This is a genomic window from Mycobacterium sp. IS-1590, from assembly GCF_001500025.1.
In the GTDB taxonomy this organism is placed as follows: domain Bacteria; phylum Actinomycetota; class Actinomycetes; order Mycobacteriales; family Mycobacteriaceae; genus Mycobacterium.
This window is the reverse complement of sequence record NZ_LQIW01000012.1, coordinates 46,216-60,340: the sequence shown is the minus strand read 5'-3', so window position 1 is coordinate 60,340 and position 14,125 is coordinate 46,216. Positions and strand designations below refer to the sequence as shown.

Sequence of the window (14,125 nt, the reverse complement as noted above, 5' to 3'; positions counted from 1 at the left end):
TCAGTCCGGTCCCAGGGAGAATGCGTCGTGGTCTTCCAGGGCCGCGACCGCACGGCGGAACATCAAGCGGGCCAGCCGTGCATTGCGGTCGTTGACGATCTCGATTCGACCCTCGGCCATGACGGGATAGACGAAGCACCATGCGACGGCGATCCGGTAATCCCGGTTCAGTTGGTCTGCGGGATAGTCGATTCCGTACCCGGCAAGACGCGTGCGATAGCGGTCGAGTAGCTGGTGCTCGCAACCACGCCGAGTGTCGGGAGTGAGGCTCTGGCTGAGGAAGTAGCCGACGTCGTAGGCGCCCCGGCCCCGGTTCGTGACTTGCCAGTCCAGAACTGTGAGCGGTGGATCCCCGGCGTCCACGGCGAAAAACAACTGATCCAACCGGAGATCGCCGTGCAGGAAGGTCTGAGGTGCCCGGGAGACCTGCGCCAGGAACCACGGCATCAACGTCGCGAACCGGTCGCCGTAGTCGCGGACCGCCGGCGTCAACTCCGAGCCCAGCCGCGCGACACACTTGGGCCAGGCGGCGTGGTAGTTGCTGATGGCTACATCGGGAAATGGCGGTTCTGTATGCGCCTTCAGCCACGGCAGCGACGCGAGGCGATCGCTTTCCCACCAGTACGCGTGGTGGCGGGCGATCGCGTCGACGACGGTTTCAGCGTCAGCGACCGAGCAGCCGACGAGCTGGTCGACGTTGCGGAGCCGACCCAGATCCTCGAGCACCAGGACGAAATCGTGGGTGGCTTCGTCGATGGCCGCGAAATACGGCCGGGCGGGTGGCAGCGGATTCGACAGGCCGATCTCCTGGTAGAACCGGACCTCTCGTCGGTAGAACTCCAGGTCTTCGCACAGGTGGGTCCGCGCGGTCGTGTCCAGCGTCGGCAGCTTGACCACGACAGTGGGCGGTAGGTCCGGGTCGCCATCGAGATGGGCCCGATAGAGGCCCCCGAGAAGCCCATAGCCGATCCCGAACTGCTCGAGCTTGCAGACCCGCACGTCAGCGTCGAGAACCTCGCTCAACCATTCCGCCGTGATGGACTGCGGATCTACCGGGATTCTCGGCATTTGCGCCTCCCCTGTAGACCACCCCCGTGAGCGAATCAATCGTACGAGATCAAAGGCGCGACAGCACTGGTATAGGGCCCCGAACCCGAGCCAAGACCTTGCGTTGGCAAATACTGTCGGAGCCGTAAACGGCGTCAGCTGATCGGTGGCGCGACCGGCCGTGCCGGTTCTGCCGCAGCATCCGGATCCGAGGGCGGCGGTTTCTTCAGCCACGTCGGGTCGATTCCATCGTCGAGACGGCCGTCCGACTTGGCGTCCAGATAGCGGAAGTACAGCACCGAGAAGACGACGACCAGCATCAGGCCCCAGCCGTAGGTGAACTTCATGTACTCGAGGAACCGACCCGTCGTCGGCCAGTGTCCGAGCAGCCAGCGGTCGGCGCTCATGAACCCGTAGATCGCCAGCCACGCAGGCCAATTGCGCAGCACCGAGTTCGGCAGCACCACCGTCATCAGGAACGGGAACAACATCATCGAGTAGTAGCCCTGCCCCAGGGACAGTACCAGGAACGAGGTGATCAGCAGCACGCCCGACGACGTTGTCATCCAGAAGAGCGGATCGCGGGTGCGGTAGTACTTGTACAACAGCCACAGCGAAATCACGGCGATCACGACAAAGGCGATGCGCAACAACAGGATCAGCCATGTCGGAAGGCCGTAATAGATGCCGTTGCCGGCGATCGAGCTGTTGAAGTAGTCGCGGGTGGTCATGATGTAGGGAACGGTGCGGGTGAAAAAGCTCATCGGGTCGCTGATCAACGGCCACGCCGCGACGTTGAAGACCAGCGGCACCACGAAGGCGGCCACCAGCGCGCGCCATTGGCGATTCAGCAGCGGCAGCAACAACAGCGGCGCCAGAAGCGGTTTGACCACCAACGTCAACCCGATCGCAACACCCGCCAACCATTCATGGTTGCGCTTCCCGTCAAGCAGCCAGCGGAAGAACAGCACCTCCGCCAGCAGGATGCAGCCGTTGATATTGCCGAAAACCAGTGTGTTGATCACGCTTTCGGTGCAGAACATCGCGGCCAGCAGCGCGGGCAGCGCGACCGAACGGAAGCCGTAACCGAAGAGCCGCACCAGGAAGTAGGCGGCCAGCACGATCGCCACAGTGTTGAAGAAGATGAACCAGTACCGCGACGCGTCGACGGGAAGGTAGCCGAACGGCGCCATCAACAACGTCCCACCCGGCGGATACAGATAGTGCGGGTCGACGTGGTTGAAGTGCTCGTTGTAGATGTCCCAGCCCATCTTGAAATTGACGACCGCACGGTAGACGGGCCCGTAGTCGTCGGTGATGTAGCCGTTGGTCGCCAGCACGTAGCTGCGGTGGATGATGAACAGAATCGCCAACGGCCACAGGATCACCTTCAACACCGACGCAACGCTGGGTGGGGAGGTCCGGGGCCGGAAGGGTGTCGTCAACGAACTGGCCACAAGATCGCGCACGACCGCACGGTACCCGACCACCGTCGAGGTCAGGCGTCAGGCAGGGCAGAACGTATCGGTGTCCGGCAGGTTGCCGCTGTCGAGGTAGCCCACGACCGGCGGCAGCGCACACGGTGAGTAGATCGAGGCCCCGTGCCCGATGCCCTGCCACATCACCCGCCTGTTGGCCGACCCGGCGTTGATCACCGTGGCCGCGACGGCGGCGACGCCCTCATTGCCGACGATCGGATCGTTCTGCGTGCCGAGCAGCAGCACCGGGATCTTGAGGTTCTCCGGCTGCTGGGGTGTCGAACCGCTCGGCCAGTTCAGGCAATCGACCAGGTTCAGCGCGCCGACCGTGCCGAACTGCGGATACAGCTTGTTCCAGGCCACGACCAGTTCTCGCACGCGGTCGGGGGTGGGCCGGTTCAGCGAGTCGCTGCAGCCGTTGACGAACTGGCCGTCGGTGTTCCGCAGGCTCTCGGCCCGCGTGATCAGCTCGGTGAAGGGCGCGGAATCGCCCGACTGCGCGGCCGCGATCGCCGCTGCCAGCGCATTACCCGACTCGATGCGGTCGCCGCGGGGGTAGGCCAGCGCGGTCGAGATCGCGTTGGCCACGGTCGCGACGGCAGCGCCGTTGGGTCCGCGGCCCTGACGTGAGGCCGACAGCAGCGCGTCCACCGCCGCTTTCGGGTCCGGGCCCAGCGCGCAGTTGGTCGCGGCGCACTGCGCGGCCCAGGCGTCGAGCGCGGCCTGCTCGCCCTTGACCCGCTGCTCCATCGCGGCCTCGGCGGCGATGCCCAGCGGCAGCGGGGAATCGAGCACCAGGCGCGCGACCTTGTTGGGATGCGACCCGGCGTATGCGAGTGCCACCTGCGCGCCGTTTCCGACGCCCAGGAGCGCGAGGGTGGGCACGTCCCAGGTGCTGCGCAGCCGCTCGAGGTCCTCGGCCGCGTGGGAGTTGTCGTAGGCCGAGTCGCCGGGGGCGATGGTGTCGGTGCAGCTTGTGGTCGCCGTCTGAACGATGGCGCCCAGGTTCGCCACCGGATCGTCGCCGGACTGGAACTGCGCCTGGTCCAGCATCTCCTGGCGATCGAACAGGTCGCGGCAGTCCAGTGCCCCGGACATTCCCATCCCGCGGCGGTCGACGGCGACGACCGGATGACTGTTGAGAACGTCGGCGCCCGCGCGCGACAGCCACACCGGCAGCTGCAGTGACGACGGCAGATCCGAACCGGTGGTCATCACCAAGGGGCCGGCGTCATCCGGAGTCTGCGCGCCGCGTGCGCGCACCACCCCGATGCTGACCGAGCCCGACGCGCCGTTGATCGGGTCGAGGTCGGCGTCGTAGGTGGCGCAGTCCAGCGTCACACCCGGCACGGCGGGCACGGCGGCATCGCTGAAGACCCGCGAGGTGCAGTCCCGCCAGGCCAGGTCGTTCTTCGGTGCCTCGATGGCCGGCGGGCCCTCGGCGGGGTTGGTCGTCTGGGGCTCGCCCTGAGGTCCCGCCCCGGAGTCGGTGGCGAAGCGGGGATTGGCGGCAAGGCCCGGCGAGCACGCCGCGACGAACGCCACGACGGACGCCAGGCTGAGAAGCCGAACCAGCTGACCACGCCGATGCATGCCGACCACAGTACTGACCGGCGGCTCAGCCGAGCCGCACGTAACGGGTGTAGAGATAGCCGTCGTCGTCGGTCAGCACATGCGCCGGACGCATCCGGGTCAGCACCTCACCGGGACCCGATGCGATGCGCCGCGCTTTGCCGCCAAGCAGGAACGGGGCCACCGTCACACACAGCTCGTCGAGCAGGTCGCTCTCTATCAGCAGGCTCAAAATCAGCGGGCCTCCCTCGGTGAGCACCCGCACCAGCTTGCGTTCGGCCAGCGCGTGCAGCGCGGTCGCGGCGTCCACCTCGTCGGGTCGAGGGCCCGAGGCGTCAATCACCTCAGCGACCCCGCCGAGGCGCTTGCGGGTGTCGTCGTATGCGGCGGTGGGCGTCAGGATCAGCGGCGGCACCTCGGTGCGGGTGAAGAACCGGGCGTCGGGGTCGAGGTTGCCCGAGCGGGTGAGGACGGCGATCGGCGGCACCTCCGCCTGGCCGCGCGCTTGCCGGGCGCCGCGCTGCGTTACGGGCACCTGCGCGCCGGAGTAGTTCTCGGTGCGCACGGTTTCGGCGCCGACGAGGATCACGTCGGCGGCGTAGCGCATCTGCTCGAAGACGCTGCGGTCGCCGGCCCCGCCGAGCGCCGCGGTCTTGCCGCCGGCGGTCGCTCCGCCGTCGATGCTGGCGATCATGTTGCCGCGCACCCAGCACCTGTCCAGGTCGGCGGGGTAGGCGTAGAAGTCGGCCAGCCGCCCGTCGGCGCCGTCGATGCGGTCGCCGTCGGGCCCGAGCACTGTGAAGTGCGCCGCAGCGGCGGTATCGGGCATGAAGATGATTGCAGCACGTCGATAGGGTGCGTGCATGGACGGGTCCGGCGCGGTGCAGCATCTGGTCGACCGCCACCCCGACGTCACCCCGGACCGGCTGATCGCCCAACTCGTGCCGCCACCCACGTTCTCCGACGTCAGCTTCGACACCTACATCCCTGATCCCGCCCAGCCGTCACAGGCCGCGGCCGTCGACAGGTGTGTGCGGTTCTGCGAGCAGGCGGTGCAGCGTCGGGAGGGCAAGAAGAAGCTGTTCGGCCGCCGTGAGGTGCTGCCCGGTGTCGGGCTGTATCTCGACGGCGGCTTCGGGGTCGGCAAGACGCACCTGCTGGCGTCGTCGTACTACCGGCTGCCGGAACCGAAGGCGTTCGCCACCTTCGGTGAATTAACCCAGCTGGCAAGTGTTTTCGGTTTCGTCGAGTGCATCGAGCTGCTGGCCGACTACGTGGTGGTCTGTATCGACGAGTTCGAGCTCGACGACCCGGGCAACACGACGCTGATCTCTCGGTTGCTTTCGCAGCTCGTCGAGCGCGGGGTGTCGGTGGCCGCCACGTCGAACACGCTGCCCGAGCAGCTGGGGGAGGGCCGGTTCGCCGCGCAGGACTTCCTGCGTGAGATCAACACTCTGGCAGCGATTTTCGAGACGGTGCGCATCGACGGGCCGGATTACCGTCACCGCGATCTTCCGCCGGCTCCCGAGCCGCTGGGCGACACCGAGGTCCGCGAGCGTGCCGCGCGGTCACCGGGTGCGACGCTCGACGACTTCGACGCACTGTGCGCGCATCTGGCCACCATGCACCCCTCGCGATATCTGACGTTGATCGAGGGCGTCGCGGCGGTCTACCTCACCGGGGTGCATACGGTCGACGACCAGAATGTGGCCTTGCGGCTGGTGTCGCTGACCGACCGGCTCTACGACGCGGGGATCCCGGTCGTGGCGTCAGGCGCCAAGCTCGACACCATCTTCAGCGACGAGATGCTGGCGGGCGGTTTCCGCAAGAAGTACCTGCGGGCGATGTCCCGGTTGCTCGCGTTGTCGCGGCCCCCCCTTTGATCGCGAACGTGGGTTACCCGCACGCAGTTGGCGCCCGGCACGTGCGTCGGGCCCACACTCGGCCCCGCTACAGCGTCCGCACCATCACGAAATCGTCTTCGATCGCCGCGCCCAACCGGAAGGTCTTCGTCCCGCTGACGGCGAACCCGTGCTTGGCGTAGAACCGCTGCGCACGCCGGTTCTGCTGATTGACACCCAGCCACACGACCGCGGCGCCCACGTCTGCGGCCGTCCGCAGCGCCTCGGTCATCAGCGCGGTCGCCACACCGGAGCCGTGGTGCTCGGGCAGCACATAGATCTTCGACACCTCGACCGCGGGGCGAGGCTCGACCGCACGGTGGACGTCGGGGTCGTCGGGCACACCGCGAATCAGCATGGCGTAGCCGGTGAGACAAGCACCGGTGCGTGCGACGAGCACCACCCGATCGGGGTCATGAAGGTAGTCGCCGAAGCGCGATTCGGCCAGGTTCTCCTCGATGAACGCAGCGACGTCGTCGGGAGTCACCTCCGGCGGACAGGCGAGCGGAAAGGTGCGGGCGGCGACGTCGGCCAGATCGCGCAGGTCGGCGTCGACAGCCCTCGCGACGTCAATGCCCAACGGCGACTACACGTTCCACTGAGCCAGATGTTCGCCGGTGATCTTGTCCAGCAGCACCACGTTGGACACCAGGTCGCGATAGCAATCCCAGAACACGGCGCCGCTGACCGTCGACCCGGCCGGTGCGTTGTTCAGTTGCGGTTGCAATGCGTCCGGGGCGTCGGTGTTGCGCGGTTCGTAGCTGTCGCCCGTCGGCGTCACACCACGGAAGCTGTAGGTGATCGACTGCGCGTACGGCGTGGGCACCTGGACGGAGTGCACGGTCACCCAGGCCCGCCAGACCTGCTGACGCGGAGGCCGCGGGGGATAACCGAAGCCCGGCGGGATCGGGGACGGATCAACGCTGTGCACGGTGATGTCGGCGACCAAACCCTTGAACTTCACCTGCAAGGTGTCCCCGAGCCTGCCGATCGGGGCGGTGACCGCCGATGCGGGCGCAGCGACCACCCCGGCGGCAGTCGCCATGGCGACCACGAGGAGCACGAACCAGCGACGCATCCCCAGATGATCGCACAAACTGAAACCTGTTACAGACGCTTCCAGGTCAGGACGCACCACGATCCGATGCCGCCGATTCACGTCCTCAGGCGGCCTCCAGGCTCAGCAGCGTCGACTTCGCGTCGGGTCCGCCGACGTACTGTCCGGGTGATCCGTCTGAGCGCACGACGCGATGGCATGGGATCACCACCGGTAGGGGATTGTGGGCACAGGCGCTGCCCACCGCCCGCACCGCGCGGGGGTTGCCGACGGCGGCGGCGACGCTGGCGTAGCTTGCCCGCTGTCCGTAGCCGATGTCGCGGAGGTGTTCGATCACGCTTCGCCGGAAACCCGCGGCCAACCGTAGGTCGACCGGCACTTCGAACGCGGTGCGTTGCTTGGCGAAGTATTCGTCGAGTTGGCGTGCGACGGTGTCGAGTCGCGCGGGCGAATCGAGGATGCGGGGACTGACGACCTCCGCCAATCGGGTGAGCACCGCGTCGTGGCCCTCGACGTCGAACGCGACCCGGACCAGTCCGACGGTGGTGGCGGCCAGCAGGAGCGGGCCGACGGGGCTCTCGACCATGCGGTAGGCGACGTCGAGCACACCCTGATCGTCGGCGGCGCGTTCCAGCCGCCGGTGCAAGCGGTCGAGGGTATGGCCGTCGGGGTTCAGTTCATCGAACATGCTGGCGGTCATCGGCTTTGGTCCTCACGGTAGCTCTTACGAAGGGTCTTGATGCCGTCGGCCGCGGCGCGGCGCGCAGCCTCGGGGGAGTTGCCGAGCAGCCCGGCGATCTCGGCGAACGGCAGGCCCGCGAGGTGGTGGTAGGCGACGGCCTGGCGCTGCTTGGCGGGCAGTCGCGCCAGGGCGTCCCACAGGTCGGGGTCGCGGGACGCGGGGTCCGCCCGCGGCGACGGCCGGTCCGGCACCGAGTCGGTGGGCGTGGGCCTGCGGGAGCGGGCGCGGCCGACGTCGAGGGCGCGGCGGTGCGCGATCGTGACGAGCCACGCCTGGACATTGGCGTCGGCCGGCAACTGCGGGTAGGCCCGCACCGCCGACAGGAACGTCTCCGACCAGGCGTCTTCGGCGTCGACGGGACCGACGACCGCGCGGCAGACTCGCAGCACGGTCGGACCGTGCTCGGCCACCACGTCTTCGAACGGTCGCACCCTCACATCATGAAGACGTCGACGGATGACCGACTGTGAGATCAGTCTTTGGTGAACGCCCGCAACGCGTCGAGGAGTTCGGTCTCGAAGCGGTCTTTGTCGACGCCGACGCGGTGCAGCGGTCCGGCGTCGTCCTCGGCCTCCCACAGGGCCAGCAGGATGTGCTCGGTCCCGACGTAGTTGTGCCCCAACCGAAGTGCCTGACGAAATGTCAGCTCGAGCACCTTCTTGGCGTCGCTGCTGAACGGGATCAGCGTGGGGAGCTCCCCGTCGAGCCGAGACGGCAGGGAAACCACCTTCGACACCGCTTCCAAGTCGACGCCCTGGCCGGCGAGCAGCTTGGCGGCCAGTCCGTCGGAATCCTTGAACAATCCGAGCAGGAGGTGATCCGATCCGATCTCGGCGTTGCCCGCCGCGTGTGCGATGTTCTGGGCCTCGACGACGACGTTGCGGGCGCGAGGAGTGAACCGGCCGAAGCCCGCGTTGGGGTCGAGGAGTTCGGCATCGGTGGGTGTCTTCGGGACGAAGCGCTTCTGTGCGGCCTGCTTGGTGACGCCCATGCACTTGCCGATGTCGGTCCACGACGCACCCGAGCGGCGGGCTTGATCGACGAAATGTCCGATCAGGTGGTCGGCGATCTCGCCGAGTGATTCCGCCGCCAGCACCGCGTCGGTGAGCTGGTCGAGGGGTTCGGAGTGCACCGTCTTGATGACGTCGATGAGGTCGTCGAGCCGGACCGGGTTGGTGATCTTGGCGGGTCGCGTCATAGCGTCAACCCTAGGTTGACGCTACGCTATGCGTCAACTGGTGGTTGACGATCGCGGGTATCCGCGTCTGACCGTGCGGTCGAGGATGCCCAGCGTCGCGCGCAGCGCGCTTTCGGAAATGACGGGGAAGATGCCCGCATCGCGCCAGTGCTGGTCGATGTCCGTCCAGTCGTAGAACGAGGTGACCAACGTGCCGTCGGCGGTCGGTTCGAGGCGATAGCCGTAGACGTGGCCGATCTGCGGGCGGATCCGGCCCAGGATCGTCCACGAGATCAGGCGGTCCTGCTCGAACTCGCGGATCGAGACGGTGACGTCGTACTTGCCCATGGGGAAGTCGTTGAGTGCTTCGCGGTCCATGTGCACGACGAAGCTGTCCCCCGCGGCGCGCACCGGTTCGCCCTCGGCGTCCTGCAGCATCCCCGACGCGTCGATCGCGACGTGGCCCTGGGGGTCGGTCAGCACGGCGAAGATGGCGGGTGCGGGTGCTGCGATGGTCCGCTGGACTTCGATGCGATCGGTCATCAGCAAATCATGCCTCGGATGTGGAACGTGCCGGAGGCTGTTTCGGCCATGGCCGTCGGGGTACTCGCCCAGTGCTATGCGCAACCATGTGGACCCGGCTCGTGTTCAGTCCGCCCTGCTGCGGCGCGCGATCACCTTCATCAACGAGAACGCCCACAGGGAAATAACACTCAGAGATATTGCCACCGCCGTCAATGTGACGCCCCGCTCGGTGCAGTACGCGTTTCGTCGACATCTGGGCACCACGCCGCTGGAGTATCTCCGGCGTGTACGACTCGATCGAGCGCACCGCGAACTGCAAACAGCGGACCCGCGCAGCGACACCGTGATGGCGATCGCGGGACGCTGGGGATTCACTCACGCGGGCCGGTTCAGTGGTGTGTACAAGCGCACCTACGGGACTGCGCCAAGCGAGACCCTCCGGGCCTGAGGCGTTATCTCGGGAAGAAGCCTTCGCGAGTGAAGAAGCCGGGCTGCCAACCGCGCGCGCCCAGGCACAGCATCGGGCGGCCGTCGGGCGTCTGGGCGGCCGCTTGAGGCTTGGGGCAGGGTGCGCCGACATCCTGCACGCCGAACAGTTCGTAGGAGGCTTGCCAGAAGCCTTGATTGGTCGGGATCGGCGGCCACTGGTTCTCGATCCAGCGGCACTGCAGCACTTCACCCCCGGGGCCGCGCCCGAAGGTGAATCGCTCGAGGTTGAAACACGGCCCGGTCAGGTGGGCGTCGTAGTTCATGCCCGGTACGTCGGAGGCGTAGCGGCCCGGGGTGTCGGGGTAGTCGGTGTCATCAGCGGAGGCGAACGGCGCCGCGCAGATGGCGGCGCCGGCGATCGCGGCGGCGGCGAGCAGTTGGCGAATCATGTCCCACCCTCGATGTCAGGACCGGTCGGTCTTCGCAAAGCGTAGTAGGTGCGACAGGGCCGCCGAGCCTTTTCCCGCCACGGACGGCAGAACACCGAAGGTGGTCGCGATTCAACTTCGCGATCACCGGGAAGCCTCACTTGTAACCGACGGCACGTGACTGCGCGTCACGAGGCGTTCGGCCCTACGATTTTCGATTCGGTGAGGAACGCGGCAATTGATTGCAATCGCGGTGGTGCTACTGATGTCGGCGGCTGTTTTCATCGTGTTCGGCGTCGTGCTCTACGGCAACGGCGTCGGCACGGTTCCCGACGAGCCTGGTCGTGACCCGGCGGCCACTCGAGAGGGGCTAGGGCGAATCTCGTGGAGAGAGCTGTTCGGGCGGATGAAGACGTCAGTCAAAGACATGCTGAACGACGACGCACAGCGGCCCGAGAAGTTGACGGCGACCGGCGCCTTCTGCGTCCTGGTTGGGCTTGTCATCCTGACGCTCGCGCTGCTGTCATTCGTCACCGCCATGGTGTAGTGCGCGCTGAGCCGGCGTTCGGATAGCAGCGATAGGTCCAAACCTTTCCTGCGCTCAGGCCAGGTCAGGCAGACTGACCGGCGTGGGAGATCACCACTGCGACGTGCACACCTGCGGCGCGTCTGTGCAGGTCCGACGACGACGCTCGATCCGATGAGTTGGGCGACCACGGTGACCACCACGTTGGTGCCGTTCGCGTCGGTCACATCGACTGCGGCCGTGGCGATCTGGACCAAGCGCATCGACGCGAGAACCAAGAAAGAGGAACGGGATCACGCGCTGGTCCTGGACTACGAGAAGCGGGCTGGCGAGGACAAGAAGGCGGCGTTGAAGCGCCTCATCTCAGCGACTCTGCACCTCAAGCGCGGGGCCGAACATCTTGCTGGAGCCGAACAAAGCCTCAGCCAACGGCGGGCCGAGGCCATCCGGCAGCTGTATGAATTCCGTGTGCGGCTGGGGATGGATGACGGAATAGCTGAGTTGATGATCTATGCCGCGGAGCCGGTTCGCGACCTCACGGAGTTGATGCTCGACGAATGGGACCGCCAGTTCCGTGAGCATGGCTACTCACTGGCACAACTGGATGCATGCAAGAGGCGCCTCATCCAGACCGCAGGCGACCTCGCGCCGACCGACGAACAAGCGATCTTTGCGGAGCGCAAGTGGGATGAGCTCAAAGAAGAAGAGGGGTCATGGCTCAAGAGACTCGGCGATGAGTCGGAACTTGACGTCGAGGCGCTGGTGGAGCTCTGCAAGCAACTCTTGAAGGCCGCCCACAAGGATCTCCGTGGTGGCTACGGCGTAGAGACGGATTAGCGCCGCGGTTTTGTTGAAGCACCGACCGAGTTTGTCGCAGGGCACCTTCTGCGCGCTTCATCAGTCTGGTGAACGGAGTCTGTACCCCGTGCGGCGACGTCGGTCCGGTCTGCAAACCGCTGAGCTGCACAAACTGTGGTGCGCGATACTGGGATTGAACCTGTACCTATGCAAAGCCCCGGTGTGTGTCTGACCAGCATCAAAAGGCCTTTGAACTGGCAACACGGCAAACAGTACCCATAGACGCGAGTGGACGCAAGTACCCTCCCGTGTAGTCTGCTATTGCACGTTTATTGCACGCCGAGAGGAAACAGTGACGCGCAGCCGACGCGGATTCGGACGCCTCCGCAAGCTCCCCTCGGGGCGGTACCAAGCCTCATACCTTGGCCCCGATAACCAACTCCACACCGCGCCACGCACCTTCGCAGCGAAGGTCGACGCCGAAAGCTGGCTGTCCGATCGCCGAAAAGAGATCGACCGCGAACTGTGGAACCCCGGCGCGGGGCAGGAGACGAAACGGAAGCCCGATGTGACCTTCGCGGAGTTCGCGGAGACATGGGTCGACAACCGCACCGTTAAGGGGCGCCCGTTGCGGCCGCGCACACGCGAACACTACGAGAAGCTATTGAAGCAACACATCCTGCCGACCTTCGGTAAGAAGCCGCTGCGCTCGATCACACCCGAGATGGTCGACAAGTGGTACGCCAAGACCGCCACGGAGACGCCGACGCTTCGTGCCCACGCCTATTCGCTGCTGCGGACGATCTTCGAATCGGCGCGAAAAAGCCGCAACCGGCTCATCGAGGTCAACCCGTGCCTTATCGACGGTGCGGGAACAGCCGAGCGGAAGGTGAAACCCAAACCGCTCCACCCGGACCAGCTCGCCGCTCTGGTGACGGAGATGCCCGAGCAATACCAAGCGATGACGCTGCTGGCATGTTGGGGCGCGCTGCGATTCGGCGAACTAGTCGAACTCCGGCGCAAGGACATCGATCTCGACGACGGGGTAATCAAGGTACGTCGAGCAGCCGTGCGTGTTGACGGAGGATGGGTGATCGGCAGCCCAAAATCCGATGCCGGCGTCAGAGACGTTGCCCTGCCACCCCACGTTGTACCCGCTATCGAACATCACTTGAAGAATCACGTAGCCGCGAAGCAGGACGCGCTGTTGTTCCCAGCCAAATCAGGGGGGCACCTGCAACCCTCAACGCTCTACCGGCACTTTTATCGGGCGCGGACGAAGGCCAAACGAGAAGACCTCCGTTGGCACGACTTACGGCATTCCGGGGCGGTACTGGCCGCTCAAACCGGCGCCACTTTGGCTGAATTGATGCAGAGGCTTGGTCATTCCACACCGCAGGCCGCGATGCGCTACCAGCACGCCGCCCAGGGCCGTGACAAACAGATAGCGGCTGCCCTGTCACGGATGGTCGGCGACACGCCAAAGTAGGGCGCTATCGTCCTCGAACGGGTGTTCGTGGTAGCTTCGGGCTACTGCTAGGACCGCGATGGTCCCAAGTGGTTCGGCTGGACACCCCGACAAGGGGGACCCGGATCTGCGATGGACCGGGCCGCGCGACGCCAGAGGCCGTAGTCCCTGACTACCTATGCCTTGGAGCCGCCAAATGTCCGGCCTTAACCTGATATTCAGGCCGTCCCAAGGCATCACCCTTGGAGCGAGCCATGTCAAAATCCGCAACAAGCTTCGTCGACATTGCCGAATCGGCAACCGAGCTTGGCGTTTCTGAGAAGTTCATTCGTCGTCGTATTGCTGACGGCAGCCTGCCGGCGTACCGGCTTAAGGGATCTCGGCTAATCCGGATCAACCGCGCTGACCTTGAGGCACTCAAGCAGCCGATTGGCGGTGCGGTGTGAGTCAAACAAAAAGAGAACCGGCCCCCGCCACAGGGAACCGGCCCTCTCATAGAAACATCACCACCACCACAGCGGATGCAACCAAGTCTACTATCCGCTGCCGCCGCTGCCGCCGACCCTTGCGAGCGAACGTGGCGGTGTCGCGGGGATGTGGTTGGCGGTGCTACCGCGTCCTCCGCGCGGAGGCGGTAGCGGCATGACCGATCAACTGAGCCAACGGCGGCGCGCCTGGCTGGCATCCCGCAGGATGCCACCCCTAGAGCCATGCGGGTGCATCCGCCACCCCGAAGTCGACAGACACCGTTGCGGTAACGCGATCAGCGACAAGCAAGCCGAGGCCGCCGCCGCTGCCATCGAGCACCTCGACGAGATGGGCACACCTGGTCTGCTCGACCGAGACACCTGCCGAGCCATGTGGCGCATCGGTTCCCGTGACCGCGCCGTCGAGGTCGACGCCCGAACTCAGGGGTTGGTGGCATGACTGACCCCATTATGGCTGCTCACGGCAAGGCCATTGCCGAACGAAGACAG

The 14,125-nt window shown here is 66.0% G+C and carries 18 protein-coding genes; 7 read left to right on the top strand and 11 right to left on the bottom strand.

Features of this window, described 5'->3' with window-relative positions; all coding sequences use genetic code 11:
- The 4 genes from AU197_RS09755 to AU197_RS09740 all read right to left on the bottom strand — a co-directional run bounded on the left by AU197_RS09755 (position 1) and on the right by AU197_RS09740 (position 4,926).
- Positions 1–1,068: a protein kinase family protein gene (locus tag AU197_RS09755; RefSeq protein ID WP_064402344.1), complete on the bottom strand. Its 1,068-nt coding sequence runs from the start codon at positions 1,066–1,068 to the stop codon at positions 1–3.
- A 134-nt stretch (positions 1,069–1,202) separates the two neighbouring features.
- On the bottom strand, positions 1,203–2,516 hold the full coding sequence (aftC, locus tag AU197_RS09750) for an arabinofuranan 3-O-arabinosyltransferase (protein WP_082696621.1): 1,314 nt from the start codon (positions 2,514–2,516) through the stop codon (positions 1,203–1,205).
- Positions 2,517–2,552: 36 nt separating this feature from the next.
- Positions 2,553–4,118, bottom strand: a complete 1,566-nt coding sequence (locus AU197_RS09745; RefSeq protein ID WP_064402846.1) for an alpha/beta fold hydrolase — start codon at positions 4,116–4,118, stop codon at positions 2,553–2,555.
- Between the two features lie 25 nt (positions 4,119–4,143).
- Positions 4,144–4,926, bottom strand: coding sequence for a pyrimidine reductase family protein (locus AU197_RS09740; RefSeq protein WP_064402845.1), 783 nt, complete (start codon positions 4,924–4,926; stop codon positions 4,144–4,146).
- 34 nt (positions 4,927–4,960) lie between these two features.
- On the opposite strand from AU197_RS09740, the gene zapE reads away from it, so the two are divergent.
- The gene (gene zapE / locus AU197_RS09735) at positions 4,961–5,980 is read left to right on the top strand and encodes a cell division protein ZapE (protein WP_064402343.1); all 1,020 of its coding nucleotides are present in this window, start codon (positions 4,961–4,963) and stop codon (positions 5,978–5,980) included.
- Between the two features lie 67 nt (positions 5,981–6,047).
- Here the strand turns inward: zapE and AU197_RS09730 are convergent, their stop codons facing one another.
- From AU197_RS09730 to AU197_RS09705, 6 genes are all read right to left on the bottom strand, one after another.
- Positions 6,048–6,578 carry a GNAT family N-acetyltransferase gene (locus tag AU197_RS09730; RefSeq protein ID WP_064402342.1) on the bottom strand — a complete coding sequence of 177 codons (531 nt, stop codon included), beginning with the start codon at positions 6,576–6,578 and terminating at the stop codon, positions 6,048–6,050.
- A gap of 6 nt (positions 6,579–6,584) precedes the next feature.
- Entirely contained in the window at positions 6,585–7,076 is a 492-nt protein-coding gene (locus AU197_RS09725; protein ID WP_064402340.1) for a hypothetical protein, read from the bottom strand.
- Between the two features lie 85 nt (positions 7,077–7,161).
- Entirely contained in the window at positions 7,162–7,755 is a 594-nt protein-coding gene (locus AU197_RS09720) for a methylated-DNA--[protein]-cysteine S-methyltransferase (RefSeq protein WP_064402338.1), read from the bottom strand.
- Positions 7,752–8,228: an RNA polymerase sigma factor gene (locus tag AU197_RS09715; RefSeq protein WP_064402337.1), complete on the bottom strand. Its 477-nt coding sequence runs from the start codon at positions 8,226–8,228 to the stop codon at positions 7,752–7,754. Before AU197_RS09715 ends, AU197_RS09720 begins: the two co-directional genes overlap by 4 nt.
- Positions 8,229–8,269: 41 nt before the next feature.
- Positions 8,270–8,995 (bottom strand): Clp protease N-terminal domain-containing protein, encoded by a 726-nt coding sequence (locus AU197_RS09710; RefSeq protein WP_064402335.1) that lies wholly within the window; start codon positions 8,993–8,995, stop codon positions 8,270–8,272.
- A 33-nt stretch (positions 8,996–9,028) separates the two neighbouring features.
- Positions 9,029–9,517, bottom strand: a complete 489-nt coding sequence (locus AU197_RS09705; RefSeq protein ID WP_064402334.1) for an SRPBCC family protein — start codon at positions 9,515–9,517, stop codon at positions 9,029–9,031.
- A gap of 76 nt (positions 9,518–9,593) precedes the next feature.
- On the opposite strand from AU197_RS09705, the gene AU197_RS09700 reads away from it, so the two are divergent.
- Positions 9,594–9,947: a helix-turn-helix transcriptional regulator gene (locus AU197_RS09700; RefSeq protein ID WP_064402333.1), complete on the top strand. Its 354-nt coding sequence runs from the start codon at positions 9,594–9,596 to the stop codon at positions 9,945–9,947.
- A gap of 4 nt (positions 9,948–9,951) precedes the next feature.
- Here AU197_RS09700 and AU197_RS09695 read toward each other — a convergent pair whose 3' ends face one another.
- The gene (locus tag AU197_RS09695) at positions 9,952–10,377 is read right to left on the bottom strand and encodes a hypothetical protein (RefSeq protein WP_064402332.1); all 426 of its coding nucleotides are present in this window, start codon (positions 10,375–10,377) and stop codon (positions 9,952–9,954) included.
- A 244-nt stretch (positions 10,378–10,621) separates the two neighbouring features.
- Here AU197_RS09695 and AU197_RS09690 point away from each other — a divergent pair, with 244 nt between their 5' ends.
- The 5 genes from AU197_RS09690 to AU197_RS09675 all read left to right on the top strand — a co-directional run bounded on the left by AU197_RS09690 (position 10,622) and on the right by AU197_RS09675 (position 14,075).
- A complete protein-coding gene (locus tag AU197_RS09690) occupies positions 10,622–10,903 on the top strand; it encodes a hypothetical protein (protein WP_231744881.1) in 282 nt (93 codons plus the stop codon).
- A 153-nt stretch (positions 10,904–11,056) separates the two neighbouring features.
- Positions 11,057–11,719: a hypothetical protein gene (locus AU197_RS09685; RefSeq protein ID WP_064402330.1), complete on the top strand. Its 663-nt coding sequence runs from the start codon at positions 11,057–11,059 to the stop codon at positions 11,717–11,719.
- Between the two features lie 292 nt (positions 11,720–12,011).
- Entirely contained in the window at positions 12,012–13,169 is a 1,158-nt protein-coding gene (locus tag AU197_RS09680) for a tyrosine-type recombinase/integrase (protein WP_064402329.1), read from the top strand.
- Between the two features lie 233 nt (positions 13,170–13,402).
- Positions 13,403–13,594 carry a helix-turn-helix transcriptional regulator gene (locus AU197_RS25975; protein WP_082696589.1) on the top strand — a complete coding sequence of 64 codons (192 nt, stop codon included), beginning with the start codon at positions 13,403–13,405 and terminating at the stop codon, positions 13,592–13,594.
- A 196-nt stretch (positions 13,595–13,790) separates the two neighbouring features.
- A complete protein-coding gene (locus AU197_RS09675; protein WP_156434369.1) occupies positions 13,791–14,075 on the top strand; it encodes a hypothetical protein in 285 nt (94 codons plus the stop codon).
- Positions 14,076–14,125: the final 50 nt, after the last annotated feature.

What these genes read in the sequence shown, in the direction of transcription:
- AU197_RS09745 (WP_064402846.1), bottom strand. Translation starts at nt 4,118, where the DNA reads ATGCATCGGCGTGGTCAGCTGGTTCGGCTTCTCAGCCTGGCGTCCGTC.
- AU197_RS09720 (WP_064402338.1), bottom strand. Translation starts at nt 7,755, where the DNA reads ATGACCGCCAGCATGTTCGATGAACTGAACCCCGACGGCCATACCCTC.
- AU197_RS09675 (WP_156434369.1), top strand. Translation starts at nt 13,791, where the DNA reads ATGACCGATCAACTGAGCCAACGGCGGCGCGCCTGGCTGGCATCCCGC.
- AU197_RS09705 (WP_064402334.1), bottom strand. Translation starts at nt 9,517, where the DNA reads ATGACCGATCGCATCGAAGTCCAGCGGACCATCGCAGCACCCGCACCC.
- AU197_RS09700 (WP_064402333.1), top strand. Translation starts at nt 9,594, where the DNA reads ATGCGCAACCATGTGGACCCGGCTCGTGTTCAGTCCGCCCTGCTGCGG.
- AU197_RS09725 (WP_064402340.1), bottom strand. Translation starts at nt 7,076, where the DNA reads ATGCGTCGCTGGTTCGTGCTCCTCGTGGTCGCCATGGCGACTGCCGCC.
- AU197_RS09690 (WP_231744881.1), top strand. Translation starts at nt 10,622, where the DNA reads ATGTCGGCGGCTGTTTTCATCGTGTTCGGCGTCGTGCTCTACGGCAAC.
- AU197_RS09710 (WP_064402335.1), bottom strand. Translation starts at nt 8,995, where the DNA reads ATGACGCGACCCGCCAAGATCACCAACCCGGTCCGGCTCGACGACCTC.
- zapE (WP_064402343.1), top strand. Translation starts at nt 4,961, where the DNA reads ATGGACGGGTCCGGCGCGGTGCAGCATCTGGTCGACCGCCACCCCGAC.
- AU197_RS09695 (WP_064402332.1), bottom strand. Translation starts at nt 10,377, where the DNA reads ATGATTCGCCAACTGCTCGCCGCCGCCGCGATCGCCGGCGCCGCCATC.
- AU197_RS25975 (WP_082696589.1), top strand. Translation starts at nt 13,403, where the DNA reads ATGTCAAAATCCGCAACAAGCTTCGTCGACATTGCCGAATCGGCAACC.
- AU197_RS09685 (WP_064402330.1), top strand. Translation starts at nt 11,057, where the DNA reads ATGAGTTGGGCGACCACGGTGACCACCACGTTGGTGCCGTTCGCGTCG.
- AU197_RS09755 (WP_064402344.1), bottom strand. Translation starts at nt 1,068, where the DNA reads ATGCCGAGAATCCCGGTAGATCCGCAGTCCATCACGGCGGAATGGTTG.
- AU197_RS09740 (WP_064402845.1), bottom strand. Translation starts at nt 4,926, where the DNA reads ATGCCCGATACCGCCGCTGCGGCGCACTTCACAGTGCTCGGGCCCGAC.